8 protein-coding genes and 2 pseudogenes are annotated in these 20,967 nt (G+C 62.0%); all 10 read left to right on the top strand.

Annotated features, from left to right (window positions below):
- Nucleotides 1-1,527: condensation domain-containing protein (locus AU509_RS05505; protein WP_139824022.1), on the top strand; the 1,527-nt coding region annotated here is incomplete at its 5' end.
- Nucleotides 1,440-2,006 (top strand): condensation domain-containing protein, encoded by a 567-nt coding sequence (locus AU509_RS05500; protein ID WP_322788423.1) that lies wholly within the window; start codon nucleotides 1,440-1,442, stop codon nucleotides 2,004-2,006. The genes AU509_RS05505 and AU509_RS05500, both read left to right, overlap by 88 nt.
- Nucleotides 1,907-2,925, top strand: a pseudogene (locus AU509_RS05495) (AMP-binding protein). The gene AU509_RS05500 and the pseudogene AU509_RS05495 overlap by 100 nt, the downstream one beginning before the upstream one ends.
- Nucleotides 2,820-7,241, top strand: coding sequence for a non-ribosomal peptide synthetase (locus AU509_RS05485; protein WP_176223455.1), 4,422 nt, complete (start codon nucleotides 2,820-2,822; stop codon nucleotides 7,239-7,241). Before AU509_RS05495 ends, AU509_RS05485 begins: the two are co-directional and overlap by 106 nt.
- On the top strand, nucleotides 7,241-8,143 hold the full coding sequence (locus tag AU509_RS05480) for a condensation domain-containing protein (protein ID WP_094117843.1): 903 nt from the start codon (nucleotides 7,241-7,243) through the stop codon (nucleotides 8,141-8,143). The genes AU509_RS05485 and AU509_RS05480 overlap by 1 nt, the downstream gene beginning before the upstream one ends.
- Nucleotides 8,143-8,511, top strand: coding sequence for a condensation domain-containing protein (locus tag AU509_RS05475; protein WP_094117842.1), 369 nt, complete (start codon nucleotides 8,143-8,145; stop codon nucleotides 8,509-8,511). The genes AU509_RS05480 and AU509_RS05475 overlap by 1 nt, the downstream gene beginning before the upstream one ends.
- Nucleotides 8,493-8,822, top strand: a complete 330-nt coding sequence (locus tag AU509_RS05470) for a condensation domain-containing protein (protein WP_094117841.1) — start codon at nucleotides 8,493-8,495, stop codon at nucleotides 8,820-8,822. The genes AU509_RS05475 and AU509_RS05470 overlap by 19 nt, the downstream gene beginning before the upstream one ends.
- The gene (locus AU509_RS05465) at nucleotides 8,747-18,427 is read left to right on the top strand and encodes a non-ribosomal peptide synthetase (protein WP_094117840.1); all 9,681 of its coding nucleotides are present in this window, start codon (nucleotides 8,747-8,749) and stop codon (nucleotides 18,425-18,427) included. Before AU509_RS05470 ends, AU509_RS05465 begins: the two co-directional genes overlap by 76 nt.
- 602 nt (nucleotides 18,428-19,029) lie before the next feature.
- Nucleotides 19,030-20,099: pseudogene (rfbB, locus tag AU509_RS05460) on the top strand (dTDP-glucose 4,6-dehydratase).
- The gene (gene rfbA, locus AU509_RS05455) at nucleotides 20,096-20,959 is read left to right on the top strand and encodes a glucose-1-phosphate thymidylyltransferase RfbA (protein ID WP_094117839.1); all 864 of its coding nucleotides are present in this window, start codon (nucleotides 20,096-20,098) and stop codon (nucleotides 20,957-20,959) included. Before rfbB ends, rfbA begins: the two are co-directional and overlap by 4 nt.
- Nucleotides 20,960-20,967 lie beyond the last annotated feature (8 nt).

Genomic DNA, 20,967 nt, shown 5'->3' with positions numbered 1-20,967 from the left:
GAGGCGGAAACGCAGCTGGTGAACATGTACGGCATCACCGAAACGACGGTGCATGTGACGCACTGTCCGCTGTCGGCAGAGATGCCTGCGGGGGAAAGCCCGATAGGCAAGCCGCTGCCGGACCTGCGGTTATACCTGCTGGATGGTCATGGCGAGCCGGTGCCGCTGGGCGTGACGGGCGAGCTGTATGTCGGCGGCGCCGGGGTGACGCGGGGCTATCTGAATCAGCCTGCGCTGACGGAAGCGCGATTCCCGCTCGACCCGTTCTGCGGAGAGGCAGGCGCGCGTATGTACCGCACCGGCGATCTGGGCCGCTGGCGGGAAGACGGCACGGTAGCGTACCTCGGGCGTAACGATTTTCAGGTCAAGATCCGTGGGTTTCGTATCGAACTCGGGGAGATCGAAGCTGCGCTACAAGCCTGCGACGGGGTAAAACACGCCGTGGTGACGGCCATGAGCACGAAAACGCAGGACAAGCAACTGATCGCCTACTACGTGGCGGATCGGCGCGGACAGGTTCTGGCGACGGATGCGCTCAAGGCTCAGCTCGGTAAAGGCTTACCGGCCTTTATGGTGCCGTCGGCGTATGTGGCGTTGGACGCGGTGCCGCTGACGTCGAACGGCAAAGTGGACCGCCGCTCGCTGCCCGCGCCGGATCGGGATGCCTTTGAACATCAGGCATATGAAGCGCCGCAAGGCGACACGGAAACGACGCTGGCGGCGATCTGGCGCTCCGTGTTGGGCGTGGCGCAGGTCGGGCGCCATGACAGCTTCTTTGCGCTGGGAGGTCATTCGCTGCTGGCGGTGCAGTTGATTTCCCGCGTGCGTAGCGAACTGCAGCGGGAACTGCCGGTGGCGGCCCTATTTGAGTGTCCAGTGTTGCATGAGCTGGCAGCGGCGTTAGACCTCGCGCCGACCGGCCGTTTGCCCGACATCGTACCGGTGGCGGAGGGCATTCATCCTCCGCTGTCTCTGGCTCAGCAACGGCTGTGGTTCCTCTCGCGAATGGATGAAACCGCGCGGGAGGCCTACGTTATCTCATTCACGATCCAGATACAGGGGGCGCTTGATGTCGCGGCGTTAACGCAGGCGCTCGATCGCATCGTGGCGCGGCACGCCACGCTGCGCACCCGCATTGCCGAGCGTGACGGCACGCCGGTGCAGGTTATCGCCTCGGCAGGGAGTGGGTTCCCGCTTCGATGGATAACGGCAGACGATCCGACGGCCTTTGAACGGGTCACGGAAGCATTAGCGCACGGCGAATTAACGGCGGTCGGCCCACAGTCGCACCGTCTGCGGTTGTCGTTTCATCACCTGGTCGCCGACGGTTGGTCGGTCGGCATTTTCCTTCAGGAGCTGCAAAGTCTGTACGCCGCGTTCAGTCAGGGAAACGGCGATCCGTTGCCGCCGCTGGCGATCCAATTCGGTGACTACGCGGCCTGGCAGCAGCGCCATATGCAGGGCGATGTTTTACGAGCCAGCAGGCTTATTGGACGCAGCAACTGCGCGGGATCCCGGACTGCCTAACGCTGCCGAGCGATAGACCTCGTCAGCCGATGCAGGACTATCGCGGCGCCAGCGTGGATATTGAGCTGGATCAGTCGCTGACGCAGGATTTGAAGTCGCTCAGTCAGCATCACGGCGCGACGCTGTTTATGCTGTTGCTGGCGGGCTGGTCGGCGCTGATGAGTCGCTTGTCCGGTCAGGAGGATGTCGTGATCGGCAGCCCGGTAGCCGGTCGCGATCGTCAAGAGTTAGAGCCGCTGATCGGTATGTTCGTCAACACGCTGGCGCTGCGCGTCGATCTGTCGGAACAGCCGGATACCGTCGCGCTACTTGCGCAGGTGAAAGCGACGACGTTGGCGGCGCAGGGCATCCGGATCTTCCATTCGAACAGGTGGTGGAGATGCTCGCGCCCGCCCGCAGTCTGGCCCACAGCCCGGTATTTCAGGTCATGTTGGCGTTGCAGAATACGCCGGACATTGCGTTTGCGCTGCCGGGACTAAAGACGTCCCTGCTGACGGAAGACGTAGAGACGGCCCAATTCGATCTCAGCCTGGATCTTCGTGAGGTCGGCGGTCGGATCAAAGGACGGCTCTACTTTGCCACCGCACTCTTTGATGCTGCGACGGCCCAACGTTATCTGGACTACTGGCATGCGCTGTTGCGGGGCATGACGGCCGATCCGCACCAGCCGGTGCAGACGCTGCCGCTGTTGACCGATGCCGAGCGTCGCCAACTGCTGTTCGGCTTCAACGCCACCCGGGCCGACTACCCGGTCGGCGATGCCCTGCATTTGCTCTTTGAGGGGCAGGCGGAGCGACAGCCCGACGCGACGGCGGTGGAGTGCGACGGAGAGCGGCTGAGTTACGGAGCGCTGAACCGACGCGCTAACCAGCTGGCTCATGGGCTGATCGAACGGGGAGTTCACCCGGACGGCCGAGTGGCGATCGTACTGGAGCGAGGCTGCGATCTGATCGTCGCGATGCTGGCGACCCTCAAGGCCGGGGGCGCTATGTGCCGATTGACCCGGCGACGCCGACCGAACGTCTGGCCTATCTGCTGCAAGACAGCGGGCCGCAGGCGATCATCACCGGCCATGCGCTGTGCCGCCGACTCGGCGCACGGGCGCACGACCCTCATACGCTGGTCATTGACGGCGATGCCCGCACGTGGACGCGCTGCTCGCAGGAAAATATTCCGTTGGCGGCGCTGGGGTTGACGCCGTGTCATCTGGCGTACCTCATTTATACCTCGGGTTCGACAGGGCGTCCGAAAGGCGTCATGGTCGAGCATCGCAACATCATCAATCTGGTGCATTGGCACTGCGCGGCGTTTGCCTCCGGCCGTGGGACCGCGTCTCCAGCCTGGCGGGGCTGGGGTTTGACGCGGCGGCGTGGGAAATCTGGCCCGCGCTGTCGGTAGGCGCACGGTTGTTATTGCCGTCGCCGGCGATCTCGCGCGATCCCGATCAGTTGCTGGCGTGGTGGAGCGCACAGCCGCTTGACGTGAGTTTTCTGCCGACGCCCGTCGCCGAGCTGGCGTTTGTTCGCGAGGTGGCGCCTGCCACCCTGCGCACGCTGCTGGTCGGCGGCGATCGTCTGAACCGCCAGCCCTATGCCGGCGCGCGCTTCACCCTGATGAACAACTACGGACCGACCGAAAATACCGTGGTGGCGACCTCCGGAGAAATCAGCGCCGATGAGCCGTTGTTGCACATTGGTCGTCCTATCGCCAACACCCAAACCTACATTCTGGATGCGCGGATGCAGCCGGTGCCAGTAGGGGTGTGCGGGGAGTTGTATATCGGCGGCGCACAGGTGGCGAGAGGCTATCTCAATCGTCCAGAACTCACCGCTGAGCGCTTCGTTCCCGATCCATTTTCCTCCGAACCGCATGCGCGGCTGTACCGTACCGGTGATTTGGGACGCTGGCGTGCGAATGGCACGATCGAATTTCTGGGACGTCGCGATTTTCAGGTCAAGATCCGCGGTTTTCGCATCGAACTGGGCGAGATCGAAGATGCTTTGCTGCACTGCGACGGCATCCAGCAAGCCATCGTCGTCGCGCAGGCGACTGCCGTTCAGGAGAAACGGCTGGTCGCCTACTACCTTGTGGATCATCGTGCGAAGGCGCCTGATATCGACACGCTGCGCGAACAGCTGCTGGCGCGATTGCCTGAATACATGGTGCCGACGGCCTGGGTCGCGCTGGAAAGCCTGCCGCTGACGGCGAATGGCAAAGTGGACCGGCTTGCGCTGCCTGCGCCGGATGAAAGCGCGTTTGCGAGGCAGCATTATGAAGCGCCACAGGGCAGGGTAGAACCGGCGCTGGCCGCCCTGTGGCAAGCGCTGCTGGGCATGGAGACGGTGGGACGTCGGGATAACTTCTTCCTGCTGGGCGGGCATTCGTTGCTGGCGGTGCAGTTGATCTCACGTATACGCAGCGATATGCACAGAGAACTGGACCTGAAAACGTTGTTTATGCATCCCACACTGTGCGAGATGGCGGCGTCGCTAGGCGACAGGAAAGTGCCGCCACTTCCGGCGATTTCTTCTCAGACGGCGGCTGAACCTCCGCTGTCGCTGGCGCAGCAACGCCTGTGGTTGTTGGTGCAGATGGATCCGGCGGCAAACGCAGCCTATATGATCACCGGCGGCATCCGGCTACAGGGTCATCTGAATCAGGCCGCCTTGCAACAGGCATTGGATCGTATCGTGGCGCGTCACGCGGCCCTGCGTACGCACATCGTTCACCGAGACGGTGTAGATGTGCAGGCGATAGGGCCTGTGGAGAGCGGTTTTCACCTGCAGCGGCTTGAGATGAGCGACAGCCAGACGCGACCGGAACCGTTCATGCCGTCGATGTCTATCACGGCCGGTCCGCTGGCGCAGGGACAACTGGTCTGTCTTTCCTCGCGGGAACACTGGCTGAGGTTGGCGCTGCACCACATCATCGCTGACGGCTGGTCAGTCGGTATTTTGATCCGCGAGCTGTGTACCTTGTACCGCGCATTGAGTCAGGGGCAAGCCGATCCGCTGCCGCCGCTGCCCGTGCAGTACGGCGACTATGCCGTCTGGCAGCGGCGGCACTTGCAGGGGGCGAGAATGCAAACGCAGCAACGCTACTGGGTCGAGCAGCTGCGCGGCGCGCCTGACCATCTGACGCTGCCGACGGACCGGCCTCGTCCGCCGGTGCAGAGCTTTGCCGGGGCGTATAAAACCCTGACGCTGGACGCCAATCTGACTCAGGCGTTGAAGATGTTGAGTCAGCGGCATGGGTGCACGCTCTACATGACGTTGTTGGCCGGCTGGTCAGCGTTGATGAGCCGCCTTTCAGGCCAGGACGATATCGTCATCGGTTCTCCGATCGCCGGGCGCGATCGACAGGAAATCGAACCGCTGATCGGGATGTTCGTCAACACCCTCGCGCTGCGAGTCGCCTTGACGCCCGAGATGAACACGGCGGCGCTGCTGGCGCAGGTTAGGAGCACGACGCTGGCGGCGCAAAGCCAGGCGGATATTCCGTTCGAACAGGTGGTCGAAGCGGTCGCGCCGGTGCGTACGTTGTCTCATAGCCCGATCTTCCAGGTGATGTTGGCGCTGCACAATCTGCCGGAGATGACGCTGGAGCTACCGGGGTTACGGCTGTCGCCTTTGCCTAACGAGACGGCGACCTGCCAGTTCGATCTGAATCTGGAATTACGTGAGACGAACGGGCGGCTGGAAGGGACGCTGTATTACGCCACCGCGCTGTTTGATGAGGACACCGCGCAACGTTATCTGGACTACTGGCTGCGGCTATTACGAGGAATGGCGGCATCGCCGATGCAGCCGGTCACGACACTGCCGCTGGTTTCTGCCGCCGAGCGGCAGCGGGTGCTGACGGCGTTCAATGCCACGGAATCCGACTATCCAGCCGACCATTGTTTGCATGAACGGTTCGAGATGCAGGCACGTCGGCAGCCGACGGCGACGGCGCTCATTTGCGGCGAGCGGCGATGGCGTTATGGCGAGTTGAACGAGCGGGCCAACCGGTTGGCGCACTGGCTGATGGATCAGGGCGTGCGTCCGGACGATCGTGTGGCGATCTGCGTCGCGCGGGGGGCCGACATGGTTGTGGCGCTGCTGGGCATTCTGAAGGCAGGCGGCGCTTATGTCCCGCTTGATCCTCTTTATCCCACCGAGCGTTTGGTTCATATGATCGCCGACTGCGCGCCGCTGGCGGTTCTGTGCGACGACACAGGGCGATCTGCGCTGTCATCCTGTTCCGCGCTGCCGCCGCTGGTCGATCTGAGTGCGGATGAACCCGCGTGGGCCGCTTCAGCGTGTAGTAATCCTGATCCGCATGCGATCGGGCTGTCTCCGCGTCACCTGGCTTACATCATTTATACCTCTGGATCGACCGGCCGCCCCAAAGGGGTGGCGATGCCGCACGCTGCGTTGGTCAATATGATCCATTGGCAGAACCAGCGCCCCGTCGGCGTCACGTTGCAGTTCGCTTCTTTCGGTTTTGATGTCGCGAGCCAGGAGATCCTCAGCGCGTTGACGGGCGGAGGGCGGTTGGTCGTTGTCCCGGACGACGTGCGGCTCGATATGCCGCGACTGGCGGATCTGCTGGAGCAGCATCGCGTCGAGCGGGCCTTCATTCCCCCTTCGGTATTGCCTGCGCTGGCGCAGATGTACCGCAGTTCGGGACGCGTTCCGCCGTCGATGGACATTATCGCCAGCGGTGAGGCGCTGCGCCTCGGTCCGGATGTACGCGCGCTGTTCCAACGATCGTCGAATGTCCGCTTGCACAATCAGTACGGTCCGGCGGAAACGCATGTGACGAGCGAATTCGTCTGTCCGGCGACCTTATCAAATGGCGTGTCCCAGCCGCCCATCGGGCGTCCCATCGCCAACAGCCGACTCTATGTTCTGGATGAAAAAGGGGAGCCTGTGCCTGTCGGCGTCACGGGGGAGATCTATATCGGCGGCGTCGGCGTGGCGCGAGGCTATTTCAACCAACCGGCGCTAACCGCCGAGCGGTTTGTGAAAGATCCCTTCTCCACAGACCTGGATGCCCGCATGTACAAAACCGGCGATCGGGGGCGCTGGCGCAAGGACGGCGTCCTCGACTATCTGGGGCGCAACGACGATCAGATCAAGATCCGCGGGTTCCGCATCGAGCCGGGCGAGGTGGAAGCCTGCCTGAGTGGATGTCCGGGCGTTGAGGCGGCGGCGGTGGTTCCGCGCGAATGTAGCGGAGAAAAACGGCTGGTGGCTTACTTCCGGGGAGGTGCGGATATCGAGTCCATGCGCGCTCATCTCGTGGCGCACTTGCCCGCGTATATGGTGCCAGCAGCTTGGGTAGCCATGGCGGAGTTTCCGTTATCGCCGAACGGCAAAGTGAACCGTCATGCCCTGCCGGAGCCCGACGACGCAGCCTTCGCTCGTGCGGCGTTCGAGGCGCCGCAGGACGATACCGAGTTAACCGTGGCGGCTATCTGGCGGGCGTTGCTGGGCGTCGAGCGTATCGGTCGTCACGACAACTTTTTCGAGCTGGGCGGGCACTCGCTGCTGGCGGTGCAGCTGGTCTCTCGACTCCGGCTTGAGCTGGATGTCGACGTGCCGTTAGCCGAGGTGTTTGCCCATCCGAGTCTGAGCGCGCTTAGCGAGCGGATTCTGGACCTGAGCATCGAACAGTTTGATATCGCTGAGCTGCTGGACATGGCGGCCTCTATGGAAGGAGAAGAATAATGCAGAATACGGAAGGCACCCCCTCAACGGTCCCGCCCCTGTCTCGGGAGCAAAAGGCCAAACTGCTGGCGCTGGCGAAAGCCAAAGGGATGAAGCCGAAGGCCGCAGGCAAGCGAGAATCCCTCCTTCCCGCGCCGCGCGTCGAGGGCGGGATGCCGCTCGCGCCCGTTCAGCGCGGGCTATGGTTTCTGTCGCAAATGGAGTCGCAGGCGCCGGAACGCTATCTTCTGGGGATAGCCTATCGCCTCCGCGGTCGGCTCAATCTTGTCGCTCTGCGGGCGGCGCTGGACCGTATCGTCGCTCGTCATGAGGCGTTACGGACGCGGGTGGTGAACGCGGCGGGTACGCCGCGTCAGCACATCGGCCTTGCCGACATCGGATTCTCACTGGAAATACGCACGTTATCGAATGCGTCGGAACCTCTACCGCCTTTCACGTTTCGGCCGGAGCCGGAGCAAGGACCGCTGGTCGGCGGGCAGCTGGTGTATCTGGGAGACAACGAGCACCTGCTGCGTATTGCGTTGCACCACTTGATCGCAGACGGATGGTCGCTCGGGATTTTCCTGCGGGAGTTGAACGTCCTCTATACGGCTTTCAGCCAGGGGCTGCCTGACCCTTTGTCGCCGCTGCCGATTCACTATGCCGACTATGCCGTGTGGCAGCAGGCGCAGCTGAGCGGCGAGAGGCTGGAGGTCCAGCGTCGCTACTGGCGGACGCAGCTTCAGGGGGCGCCGACGTGTCTGGCGTTGCCGAGCGATCGCCCGCGTCCGCGCATGCAGGATGTCGATGGGGCCTGTGCGGCGGTCACGCTGGAGGCGCCGCTGGTGAACGGGCTGAAAGCGCTGGCGCAGCGCCACGGTGGTACGCTGTTCATGGCCTTGCTGGGAGGGTGGCGGCGTTAATGAGCCGCCTGTCCGCACAGGACGACATCGTCATCGGCGTGCCGACGGCCGGGCGTCATCGCCGTGAAGTCGAATCGCTGATCGGCATGTTCGTCAACACCCAGGCGCTGAGGGTCGATTTCTCGTCGCCATTGAACACGCCCGCGCTGTTGACGCAGATTCGGGACACGGCGCTGGCGGCGCAGCGTCACGCGGATATCCCTTTCGAGCAGGTGGTGGAAGCGGTCGCGCCGACCCGCAGTCTGTCCCACAGCCCGGTGTTTCAGGTGATGCTGTCGCTGCAAAATACGCCTCGGCAGCCATTCACGTTACCCGACCTTGTGACTTTGCCGTTGGAGGGCGAAGCACGATGGCGCAGGTCGATCTGAATCTGACGCTGACGGAAACCGAAGGGCGGTGCGAGGGGACGCTGTGCTATGCGACGGCGTTGTTTGATGCAGGCACCGTACGGCGTTATCTGAGCTACTGGGTGAGGATGCTACGCGGTATGGTGGCGCAGCCGGACCGTGCGGTGACGTCACTGCCGCTACTGTCCGCCGATGAACGGCGGCAGCGGCTGGACGAGGTCAATGCGACGCAGGCGGATTATCCTCGCGACGCTGCGTGCATGAGTTGGTCGAGTCTCAGGCCGCCGCGCGGCCTGACGCGATCGCCGTGGTATTCGACGGTCAGGCGCTGAGCTACGGTGAGCTCAATAGGCGGGCTAACCAACTGGCGTACTGGCTCGTCGAACATGGGGCCGGCCCGGAGACCCGCGTCGTCGTGGCGCTACCGCGCGGTCCCGCGTTGATCGCCGCGCTGCTGGCGGTGCTTAAGTCGGGAGCCGCCTATGTGCCGTTGGACCCGGCGCAGCCGCAGGCGCGACTCAGCACGCTGTTGCATGACTGCGCGCCTGTGGCGGTGATCGCCTCGCGGACCACTCGCGGAGTCTTGGGCGATCTGCCTGACTCCGCCACGCTACTGACCTGTGACGATGACGCTGGCCCGTGGACGCGGTGTTCCGAGGCCAATCTGGCCCCACAGGATCGCGGGGTGACGGCGCGTCATCCGGCTTACCTCATTTACACCTCCGGCTCGACCGGCCGCCCTAAAGGCGTGACGGTGCCGCACCGGGCCGTCGTGAATTTTTTGCACTGTCAGCGGCGTCAGCATCAGGCTTCGTCGCAGACCCGGCTGCTGGCGGTCACCACCGTCTCCTTTGATATTCACGTTCTGGAGATTTACCTGCCGTTGATCGCGGGTGGTCAGCTGCATCTGGCGAACGACGATCTGCGGCGGAATGGCGAGCGGCTGGGGCATTATCTGAACGCAGAGGGGATCTCTTTATTTCAAGCCACGCCCGCCACGTGGAAGCTGCTGCTGGCGGCCGGTTGGCAGGGTGCCTCCGGCTTGACGGGGTTGATCGGCGGTGAGGCGTTTTCGCCGACGTTGGCGGCGGCGTTGCTGCCGCGCGTCGATGCACTGTGGAACATGTACGGTCCGACCGAGACCACTGTCTGGTCGACGACGTGGCGTATCGGCGCTGAGGATGCGTCGATACCGATTGGTCATCCCATTGCGAATACGCGAATTTATTTGCTGGATGCGGAAGGGGAGCCGGTGCCGCCCGGCGTGCCGGGGGAGATTTATATCGGCGGCGATGGCGTCAGTTTGGGCTATTTCCAGCGTCCCGATCTGACGGCGGAGCGCTTCCTGCCCGATCCTTTTTGCGACGATGGCGATGCCCGCCTGTATCAAACCGGCGATCTGGGACGCTGGCGCTCCGACGGCGCGCTTGAATATCTGGGGCGTAACGATTTTCAGGTCAAAATCCGGGGTTTTCGCATCGAGCTGGGCGAGATTGAGTCGGCGTTACTGGCCTGCAAAGGCGTACGCGAGGCGGTGGTGACGGCGATCAGCGGAGACCGCGAGGAAGCGCGACTGGTCGCGTACTACGTGGCCGAGGCCGATAGCGTACTCACCGGTGATGAACTGCGCACGACGTTGATCGCGCGTCTGCCTGACTACATGGTGCCCGCCGCGTGGGTCGCGTTAGAGAGTGTGCCGCTGACGCCGAACGGCAAGGTCGATCGCAAGGCGTTGCCCGCCCCGGATGCGTCAGCCTATGCGCAGCAGCCCTACGCAGCGCCGCAGGGGGAGACGGAAGCGACGCTGGCGGCGATCTGGCAGTCGCTGCTCGGCGTGCAGAAGGTGAGTCGTCACGACAACTTCTTTGCGCTAGGCGGGCACTCATTGCTGGCGATGCAACTGGTGGCCCAAGTGCAGGACGCGCTGCGTCGGGCGCTGCCGCTGGCGACGTTGTTCGCCCATCCGACGATCGGCGAGTTGGCTACGGCGCTGGATGCCGCATCGCAGGAAACGCTGGCCGATATTCCCCCTTTGAAAGCCGGTGAAGACGCGCCGCTGTCGTTGGCGCAGCGCCGAATCTGGGTGTTGAGCCAGATGGATGCGGCGGCGGGGGCGGCCTATGTGTTGTCGGGCGGCGTGAAGTTCGAGGGGGCGCTGGATGTGCTGGCGCTCCGGCAGGCGCTGGATCGCGTTTATGCGCGGCATGCCGTGTTACGTACGCATATCGAGGTACGCAATGGTCATCCTGCGCAGGTGATTGAGACAGAGACGCGAGGTTTTCCGCTCAGCGTCGTTAACGTCGACGATCCGCGCAATCCACCAAGCTTCTCGCCGACGTTCGATCTTACGGCAGGACCGCTGGCGCTGGCGCAGCTGGTCACGGTGTCTGAAGGAGAGCACTGGCTAAGGCTGGCGCTGCACCACATCATCGCCGACGGGTGGTCTATCGGCGTGTTGATGAAGGAGATCGGCGAGTTGTATGCCGCGTTTCATCAGCAAAAAGACGATCCTTTGCCCGCGCTGCCGATCCAGTACGGGGACTTCGCGACCTGGCAGCGGCAGTCTCTCTGCGGCGACCGGATGCAGGCGCAGCAGCGCTATTGGACAGAACAGCTGCGCGGCGTGCCTGAATGTCTGACGTTGCCGACCGAGCGCCCCAGACCGCAGCAGCAAGACTACCGCGGCGGCCGGGTGAGGGTGTCGCTGGACGCCGGACTGACGGCGTCGCTGAAAGCGCTGAGCCAGCGTGGGAATGCCACGCTGTATATGACGCTGATGGCGGGGTGGGCGGCGTTGATGAGCCGACTGTCGGGTCAGGAGGATGTGGTGATCGGTTCACCTAACGCAGGCCGCCCTCGCCGCGAGGTCGAGCCGCTGATCGGCATGTTCGTTAACACGCAGGCGCTGCGCGTCGATCTGTCGGCGCAACCGGACGCCATCACGCTGCTGGCACAGGTGAAAGCGACCGCGCAAGCGGCGCAGACGCACGCCGACATTCCGTTCGAGCAGGTCGTAGAGACGCTGGCGCCATCCCGTAGCCTGTCCCATAGCCCGATTTTCCAGGTCATGATGACGCTACAGAATATGCCGGAAGCGGCGCTGACGTTGCCGGGTGTGACGGTGACGCCGCTGCAAGATGAGGCGACGGTCTCTCCATTCGATCTCAGTCTGGTTCTGAGCGAACAAGGCGAAGCGCTCAGCGGAGGGCTGTATTACGCCCGGGCGCTGTTCGATGAAAGCACGGTACGCCGTTATCTCGGCTACTGGCAGCGGCTGCTCGCCGGCATGGTGGCTTCGCCGACGACGCCGGTAACGGCGTTGCCGCTATTGTCCGAGGAGGAACGTCGTCAGGTGCTGTGCGACTTCAACGCCACGCGCGCCGACTATCCCACCGGCGGCTGTCTGCATGCCCTGTTCGAGGCGCAGGCGGCCCGTCAACCGGACGCGCAGGCGGTGCTTTGCGGCGGCCTTAGCCTGCGTTACGGCGAATTGAACGCGCAGGCCAATCAGCTGGCGCACTGGCTTAACGCTCAGGGCGTCGGTCCGGGTGACCGGGTTGCGATCGCGCTGGATCGCGGTTGCGATCTGATCGTCGCGCTGCTGGCGGCGCTGAAGTCCGGGGCCGCTTATGTGCCGCTGGACCCGGCGCTGCCGATGGAACGACTGAGTTATATTCTAAAAGACAGCGCGCCGCAGGTGTTGGTGAGCAGTCGCGATGTCCACGATCGTTTAGGGGCGCTGCCATCCGCCGTGACGCGGGTCTTGCTGGAAGGGGAACATCGACCTTGGGCGCAGTCGCCGCAGGACGATCTGCCGACGCAAACGCTGGGGCTGACGCCTCATCATCCGGCTTATCTCATCTACACCTCCGGCTCGACCGGCCAGCCGAAGGGCGTGATGGTTGAACATCGGCATGTCGTCAATCTGGTTCACTGGCACCAAGAGGCGTTCGATCTACGGGCGCAAGATATGTCGTCCAGCGTGGCGGGACTGGGATTTGACGCCGCGGCTTGGGAGATCTGGCCACCGCTGTCGGTCGGAGCCCGGTTGGTGATGCCGACGCCGGAGATCTCACGCGATCCGCAGCGGCTGCTGACATGGTGGGCGGCACAGCCGCTGGACGTCAGCTTTTTGCCGACGCCCGTCGCTGAGTTAGCCTTCGCGCGTGATATGGCGCCGTCTGCGCTGCGGACGCTGCTGGTCGGTGGCGACAGGCTGAAACGCCGCCCGCCCGCCGGAGCGCGATTTACCCTGTTCAACAACTACGGCCCGACGGAAAACACGGTTGTCGCCACTTCAGGGATCATTCGCAAAGACGAGCCGGCGCTGCATATTGGGCGGCCTATCGCCAACACCCATGTGTATATTCTGGACGGTCAGGGGGAGCCGGTGCCGCCGGGAGTGTGCGGCGAACTGTTTATCGGCGGCGCGCAGGTTGCTCGCGGGTACGTCAATCGTCCGGATTTGACCGACGAACGCTTCCTGCCCGATCCGTTTGCGCAGGAGGCGGAAGCGCGAATGTATCGCACCGGGGATCTGGGCCGTTGGCGGAGCGACGGGACGATCGACTACCTCGGACGCAATGACTTCCAGTTGAAGATCCGCGGTTTTCGCGTGGAGTTGGGGGAGATCGAATCGGCGCTGCTGGCCTGCGAAGGGATCCGCGAAGCGGTGGTCGACGCCGTGACCCTGACGAGACAGACGCAGGAAAAACGGTTGGTCGCCTACTACACCAGCGACGATCCGCAGGGGATCTGCGCGGACAGTCTGCGTGAACGGCTCAGCGCCCGACTGCCGTCATACATGTTGCCGGTGGCCTGGATGGCGCTGACGGAGATGCCGCTCACCGTGAACGGCAAGGTCGATCGCAAAGCGTTGCCGATCCCGGATCAAACCGCGTTTGCGCATCAGCCCTATGCCGCGCCGCAGGGCGAACGGGAGACCACGTTGGCGGCGCTCTGGCAGTCGCTGCTGGGCGTGGAAAAGGTCAGCCGATACGACGATTTCTTCGCGCTGGGCGGACACTCTTTGCTGGCCGTGCAGCTGATTTCGCGACTGCGTGACGAGCTGGGGCGCGAGCTGTCTCTGGCGACGTTGTTTGCGCGTCCTGCGTTGCACGAGGTCGCCGCCGTGCTGGACGCGACGACGCAGAGCGATCTGACGCCCATTATTCCGCGCAGGACGCAAGACGCGCCGCCGCTGTCTTTGGCTCAACGGCGAATCTGGTTCCTGACGCAGCGGGATGCCAACGCCAGCGCGGCCTATGTCATTGCCGGGGGGATTAAACTGGCGGGGACGCTTGATGTCTTGGCGCTACAGCGTGCGCTCGATCGTATCGTTGCCCGCCATGCGGCGCTGCGGACGCACATCGAGTGCCGCGATGGCGAGCCGGTACAGGTGGTGGAGTCGGAAGACCGGGGATTCCCGTTGCAGATAACGACGGCGAACGAACAGCACGATCTGTACTCGTCGTTTATGCCTGAATTCGATCTGACGGCTGGTCCTCTGGCGCAAGGGCAGCTGATTCGGGTATCGGCGCGGGAGCATTGGCTGCGTCTGGCGCTGCACCATATTATCGCCGACGGCTGGTCGCTGAGCGTGATGATGAATGAACTGCGCACGCTGTATGCCGCCTTTATACAGGGCCAACCCGACCCGCTGCCGGTGATGGCGATCCAATACGGCGACTACGCCGAGTGGCAACGCGAACAGATGCAGAGCGAGGGATTTGAGGCTCAGCAGGCCTATTGGGTGACGCAGTTGCAGGGGATCCCGGATTGTCTGACGCTGCCAGGCGATCGCCCCCGACCTCAGGTGCAAGACTACCGCGGCGCCAATACGGCGGTGGAACTGGATAGCGCGCTGACGCAGTCGCTGAAAGCCTTGAGCCAGCGCTGCGGCGGGACGCTGTTTATGACGCTGCTGGCAGGCTGGTCCGCATTGCTGAGCCGGCTGTCAGGACAGGACGATGTGGTCATCGGCACTCCGATTGCCGGGCGTAACCGGCGCGAGCTTGAGCCGCTCATCGGCATGTTTGTGAATACTCAGGCGCTGCGCGTCGATATGTCCGCCGATCCCGATACTGTCGCGCTCATCGCGCAGATTAGGGAAACGCTGCTGGCCGCGCAGGCGCATGCGGAGATCCCCTTCGAACAGGTGGTAGAGGCGTTGGCTCCGGCTCGCAGTTTGTCGCATGGACCGGTCTTTCAGGCGATGTTGGCGTGGCAAAATTTGCCCGTTGAATCTGCCGAGTGGCCCGGGCTAACGCTTTCGCCGTTACATCACGAAACAGCGACCGCCCAGTGCGATCTCATTCTGGAATTGCGTGAGGAGGGCGATCGCGTGGCGGGGCATCTGAATTATGCGACCGCGTTGTTCGATGAGGCCACCGTACGGCGTTATGTGCGCTATTGGGTACGGCTGCTGCGAGGCATGGTGGCCGAGCCGAATCGACCGGTGCAGGCGTTGTCGCTGCTCTCTTCTGGCGAGCGGCAGCGGGTGTTGGTCGACGTCAACCAGACGCGGACGGTATACCCGATGCGTGAGAGTCTGCCTGCGCTGTTTGAGGCCCGGGCGTTACGGCATCCCGAAGCGCAGGCATTCATCTGCGGCGAGCAACAGGCAAGTTACGGCGAGTTAAACGCGAGAGCGAATCAACTGGCTGCGCGGTTGGCGGCGCTTGGCGTGCGGCCCGGCAGCCGGGTGGCTATCGCGCTGGCGCGCAGCGGGGAGCTGATCGTCGCGATATTGGCGACGCTTAAGGCCGGCGGCGCTTATGTGCCGCTGGATAGCGGCTATCCGCAGGCGCATCTGCAGTTTATCCTGCGCGACAGCGCTGCCGAGGTGTTGATAACGGATTCGAAAACGCGCCATGCATTCGACGGTATCGAGCATAAGTGTGCGGTGGTGAACGTCGATTGTCCGCCGCCGAACGCGGCTGGCGACGCTGAGTGTGATCGCAGCGCGGCCGTGGCGTGCGGCGGGGCCCAACTCGCCTACATCATGTACACCTCCGGTTCCACCGGGCGGCCGAAAGGCGTGATGGTGGAGCATCGCAATATTGCGAAGCTAGCCATCAACAACGGATATGCGGATTTCCGACGGAGCGATCGCGTGGCTTGCCTTGCCAATCCGGCGTTCGACGCCAGTACGATGGAAATATGGGGACCTTTGCTTAACGGCGGCAGTATCGTGCTGTTCAGTCAGGATACGGTGCTGGATCCCGTGCGCTTCGCGGCAGAGATCCAACGGCAGCGGGTCAGTATCGTCTTTATGACCATTGCGCTGTTCAACCAATATGCCGACACGCTGCAACCGGTGCTTCCCCGCCTGCGTTACCTGATGGTCGGCGGCGAATCGCTCGATCTGACGTTTGTGCGTCGGGTGCTGCGCGTCGGGCCGCCGCAGAACTTCCTGCATATGTATGGGCCGACGGAAACCACCACCTACGCTACGGCTTTCCGCATGAACGACGCGGCTCCTGAAATGGGAAGCATGCCGATTGGTCGACCGATCGCCAATACCACGATTTACATCCTCGATCGTTATCGCCAACCGGTTCCCGTCGGCGTGAGCGGCGAACTTTATATCGGCGGTGCCGGCGTGGCGCGCGGCTACCTGAACCTTGACGAGCAGACGACCGAGCGCTTCCTGCCAGACCCCTTCGCCACTGAACCGGGGGCGCGGATGTACAGGACGGGCGATCTGGGGCGGTGGCTGCCCGATGGCACCATCGAGTTCATGGGACGCAACGACTTTCAGGTGAAGATTCGCGGTTTCCGCATCGAACCCGAGGAGGTCGAGGCGGCACTGCAGGCGCTGGACGAAGTGCGGCAGGCCGTGGTGATGGTGTGGACGACGGCCACTCAGGAAAAACAGCTGGTGGCCTACTTCACCGCATCCCGACCGGAAGTCGACATTGCCTCGCTACAGGCGCTAATGGGCGGACGCCTGCCCGCCTATATGGTGCCTTCCGCCTATGTGCAGTTGGATATTATGCCGCTAACTCCCAATGGGAAAGTGAACCGCGCCGCGTTGCCTGCGCCGGACGACAGCGCGCGAGCGCGATGCGGTTATGAGGCACCGCGGGGAGATAGCGAACGCGTGCTGGCGGAGATCTGGCAACGCTTACTGGGCGTGGAGCAGGTGAGCCGTCACGACGACTTTTTTGCGTTAGGAGGACATTCACTGCTGGCCTTGCAGCTTGTCAATCAAGCGCGACAAGCAGGTATACATCTGACGCTGTCCTCGTTGTTTGCAGCGCCGCAATTGCAGGCGCTGGCAGAGCAGAGCCAAAGCCCGCAGGTGGAGCGCGGCGGCGAGACGGCCGTTGCGTTTCGTGCGACGGGAGAGCAGCGACCGCTGTTCATTGTGCCGGAGGCGAGCGGCGAACTGTTCTATGGGCCGTTGCTGGCCGCTTGTATCAGCGATGAGATTCCGGTCTACGGCTTGCCAGGACCGGATTGCAGCCAGCCGCCTTTCATGACGCTGGAGGCCGCGGCGTCACGCTATGTCCGCATCATCCGTTTGGCTCAGCCCGAGGGGCCTTATCGGCTGCTTGGCTGGTCGTTTGGCGGTACGCTGGCGTACGAAATCGCGGCGCAGCTGTTGGGTCAGGATCAACAGGTTGAATTTCTGGGTATGCTGGACACCCGGTGGCCAGACTCGCCGCAGGGCTTCGTCGCTTCGCTGGATGAGTTGCTGGCGATGACTGACGAGGAGGAGATGCTGGCGTTTCTGGTCCGCGGCGATTTGGATGCTATCGCTCATGGCGCCATTGCCGTCAACCCGGATGCCATTGCGCGGGCGCGGCGAGGACGGCTGGAAGATCATTATGATCTTGGGCGCGAGACGGGAATTTTCCCGGCGAACTGGTCGCCTGCTTATTACCGTGGCTGGCTGCGTCATCGGTTGGCATTGCTGCGAGCGCAGTATCGGGCGCCGACATTGCCGCTGACGCTGGATCTGTTTATCGCTCAGGATGAGCCCACCGAGGGCGGGCGCTATCTTGGCTGGGATCGCCTGTTACCGACGTCGGCCATTCACCGTATTCCGGTTCCCGGCGATCATCGGCGCTTAGTCTCGGAACCTTACGTGCAGGAGGTGGGTCAGGCGATTAGCGCGGCGTTGCAGACTTGCCGCGCAGAAAGGGCGCGCAGCGACGATCCACTGGTCGTACTGCAGGCGGGGAGCGGGGCAGGACCGACTTTGTTATGTATTCCCGGCGCGGGCGATAATGTTTTTGCTTTCAACGCACTGGTGCAGACGCTGCCCGGCGACTGGACGGTATTGGGATTGCAGCCGCGTGGGCTGTGGGGCAATGAGGTGCCCCACTCGAGCGTAGAGTCGGCTGCTGCGTGCTATCAGCAAGCGCTAAGCCGTTATCCTTTGACGGAAACCGTGCATCTCTTGGGGCATTCGTTCGGCGGCTGGGTCGCATTGGAAATGGCGGCCAGACTGGAGAGCGCGGGAACCCTGCTCACATCGCTGGTGCTGGTTGATTCCGATGCCCCCGCGCCCGCGGCGCGAGAACATACGGACGTGCAGGCGCTGATGTTATTGATCAGGCTCTTCGAAATGAGGGGAAGTTCTCTGGGACTCACCGAGGAGTACCTCGCCAGCCTGACGTTGCCTCGTCGGTTAGAGGTCATGCTGGAGCGTCTGATCGCTCAGGAAATATTCCCGCAACAGACGAAGGTGGAGGCGCTGGCGAGTATTTATCGTGTCTTTTCCACCAATATCCGTACCGCCTATCGCCCCACGGCGTTGCCTTCGATAGCGCCCTATTTGGTGATGGAGAAGGAGGCTTCCCCACAGCAACTGTCGGAGTGGCAGGCGGTGGTGCCGACGCTGCAGGGAGGCTATGGCGAGGGCAATCATATTACGCTGCTTGAGTCGCCCTGCGTTCAGGCGCTGAGCGAGGTGCTACGCCGATAGTCGCTTTTGTTGCCCGGCCCGCCCGAAGGTCTGTTTCATCGGGCGGGCATTTCCTGCTTATCCTTTTCTCTTCGTCGTGGTTCCAAGACGGCTGCCCGCGCTCGCTGGGGATGATGTCCGCGGTTGTCAACCCGACGAACGCCGGGTTTCCCCTGGTAAATGTCCTTTCAGCGGCCCTTTCTCTCTATCCACTATGATGTATGGTGGATCTTCTGCACAGGCCGCCTGTAGATGGCTGAGGCGCGTTAATATTCCCTTGGTATGCAATTACAGAGAATGCTTATTTATTGCCTTTGCCATTCATTGCTAGAGTCGATTCTTGCCAACAGAAGGGTGAATGTGAAGGAGATAAAAAATTGACTGTTTTTGGCGGTCTTCCTGCGGGAGCTACTACACCTTGGGTATTAGGGCATGTAGAATGCGACCACTCTTTTACTCGTCATATTGCGCGAAAAAGAGTCTCAGGAAGAAAACAGTCGAGCGGCAAGTGATGTCTTTTAGGGGAAAGCCTAAGGGCGGTAGCGTGCCTAAAATTCATGGATCGTCGGCTTCATAGCCTTGCAATCGCTAAGGTTAGTCATTTCTTTTTGGGATTTCTTACTATGAAAATATTGGTTACAGGCGGTGCAGGCTTTATCGGTTCTGCCGTCGTTCGCCACATCATCAGCAACACCTCCGATGCCGTGGTTAATGTCGATAAGCTGACCTACGCTGGGAATCTGGAATCGTTATCAGACGTTGAAGATCACGAGCGTTATGTCTTTGTTCAAGCGGATATCTGCGATCGCGCCGCGCTGGACGATATTTTTCAGACCCACCGCCCTGATGCGGTCATGCACCTGGCGGCAGAATCGCACGTTGACCGCTCTATCGACGGTCCGGCGGCGTTCATTGAAACGAACATCGTCGGGACGTACACGCTGCTTGAAGCTGCCCGCGCTTACTGGCTGTCGCTCGACGAAGCGAAAAAATCTCGTTTCCGTTTCCATCATATTTCTACCGATGAGGTGTATGGCGATCTGGAAGGCGTGGACGATCTGTTTACCGAAACGACGTCGTATGCGCCTAGCAGCCATATTCCGCCTCGAAGGCTTCCAGCGATCATTTGGTGCGGGCCTGGCAGCGGACCTACGGCTTCCCGACTATCGTCACGAATTGTTCCAACAACTACGGTCCCTATCACTTCCCAGAGAAACTCATCCCGCTGATGATTCTCAACGCCTTGGAAGGCAAACCGCTGCCAGTTTATGGCAACGGTATGCAGATCCGTGACTGGCTGTTTGTGGAAGACCATGCCCGAGCGCTTTACACCGTCGTGACCACCGGTGAAGTAGGGGAGACCTACAACATCGGGGGCCATAACGAGAAAGCCAACATCGACGTGGTGAAGACTATCTGCGCCCTGTTGGAAGAACGCGTGCCGAACAAACCGGATGGCATCAAGCAGTATCAGGACCTGATTACCTATGTGAAAGATCGGCCGGGTCATGACGTTCGCTACGCCATTGACGCAAGCAAAATCGCGCGCGAACTGGGCTGGAAGCCGCAGGAAACATTCGAGTCCGGAATTCGTAAAACGGTGGAGTGGTATCTGACTCATCGGGAGTGGTGGAGCCGCGTTCAGGATGGCTCTTATGCGCGTGAGCGCTTGGGTATGGGAGAGGCATCATGAAAGGTATTATTCTGGCCGGCGGGTCCGGCACGCGTCTTTACCCCCTGACGCGCGGTGTGTCGAAGCAGCTGCTACCGGTGTATAACAAGCCGATGATCTACTATCCGCTCTCCACGCTGATGCTGGCGGGCATTCGGGAAATCCTGATTATCACGACGCCGGAAGATAACGAGGCCTTCCGCCGCCTGCTGGGCGACGGCTCCAATTTTGGCATCCACATCGACTATGCGGTCCAGCCGAGTCCGGACGGCCTGGCACAGGCGTTCATCATCGGTGAATCCTTTATCGGAGATGATCGTTGTAGCTTGGTGCTGGGCGACAATATCTTCTACGGTCAATCTTTCAGCCGCATGTTGGCGAATGCCGCGGCTAAAGAACATGGCGCGACCGTGTTCGGCTATCAGGTAAAAGACCCTGAGCGTTTCGGCGTGGTGGAGTTCGATAAGAATATGAAAGCCGTTTCCATCGAAGAAAAACCGACTCAGCCTAAATCTAACTACGCCATTACCGGGCTCTATTTCTACGACAACCGTGTGGTGGATTTCGCCAAGCAGGTCAAGCCTTCCCATCGCGGCGAGCTGGAAATCACCTCGATTAACCAGATGTATCTCGAGGATGACTCGCTGAATGTCGAGCTGTTCGGGCGCGGTTTCGCATGGCTGGATACGGGAACGCATGAAAGCCTGCACGACGCATCGTCCTTTGTGCAGACTATCGAGAATGTGCAGGGCCTGCAGGTGGCCTGTCTGGAAGAGATTGCATGGCGCAACGGTTGGCTTTCCAATCAGCAGCTGGCGACGTTGGCGGACCCGATGATGAAAAATCAGTACGGTCGCTACCTCATGAACCTACTTAACTGACCGGATAT

The organism is Lonsdalea britannica (assembly GCF_002111595.1).
GTDB classification, from domain to species: domain Bacteria; phylum Pseudomonadota; class Gammaproteobacteria; order Enterobacterales; family Enterobacteriaceae; genus Lonsdalea; species Lonsdalea britannica.
The sequence above is the reverse complement of the archived record's forward strand: the minus strand, read 5'-3'. Positions and strand labels throughout refer to the sequence as shown.

Excerpts from the sequence above, each read along its gene's own strand:
- AU509_RS05480 (WP_094117843.1), top strand. The coding sequence starts at position 7,241 with ATGCAGAATACGGAAGGCACCCCCTCAACGGTCCCGCCCCTGTCTCGG.
- AU509_RS05475 (WP_094117842.1), top strand. The coding sequence starts at position 8,143 with ATGAGCCGCCTGTCCGCACAGGACGACATCGTCATCGGCGTGCCGACG.
- AU509_RS05470 (WP_094117841.1), top strand. The coding sequence starts at position 8,493 with ATGGCGCAGGTCGATCTGAATCTGACGCTGACGGAAACCGAAGGGCGG.
- rfbA (WP_094117839.1), top strand. The coding sequence starts at position 20,096 with ATGAAAGGTATTATTCTGGCCGGCGGGTCCGGCACGCGTCTTTACCCC.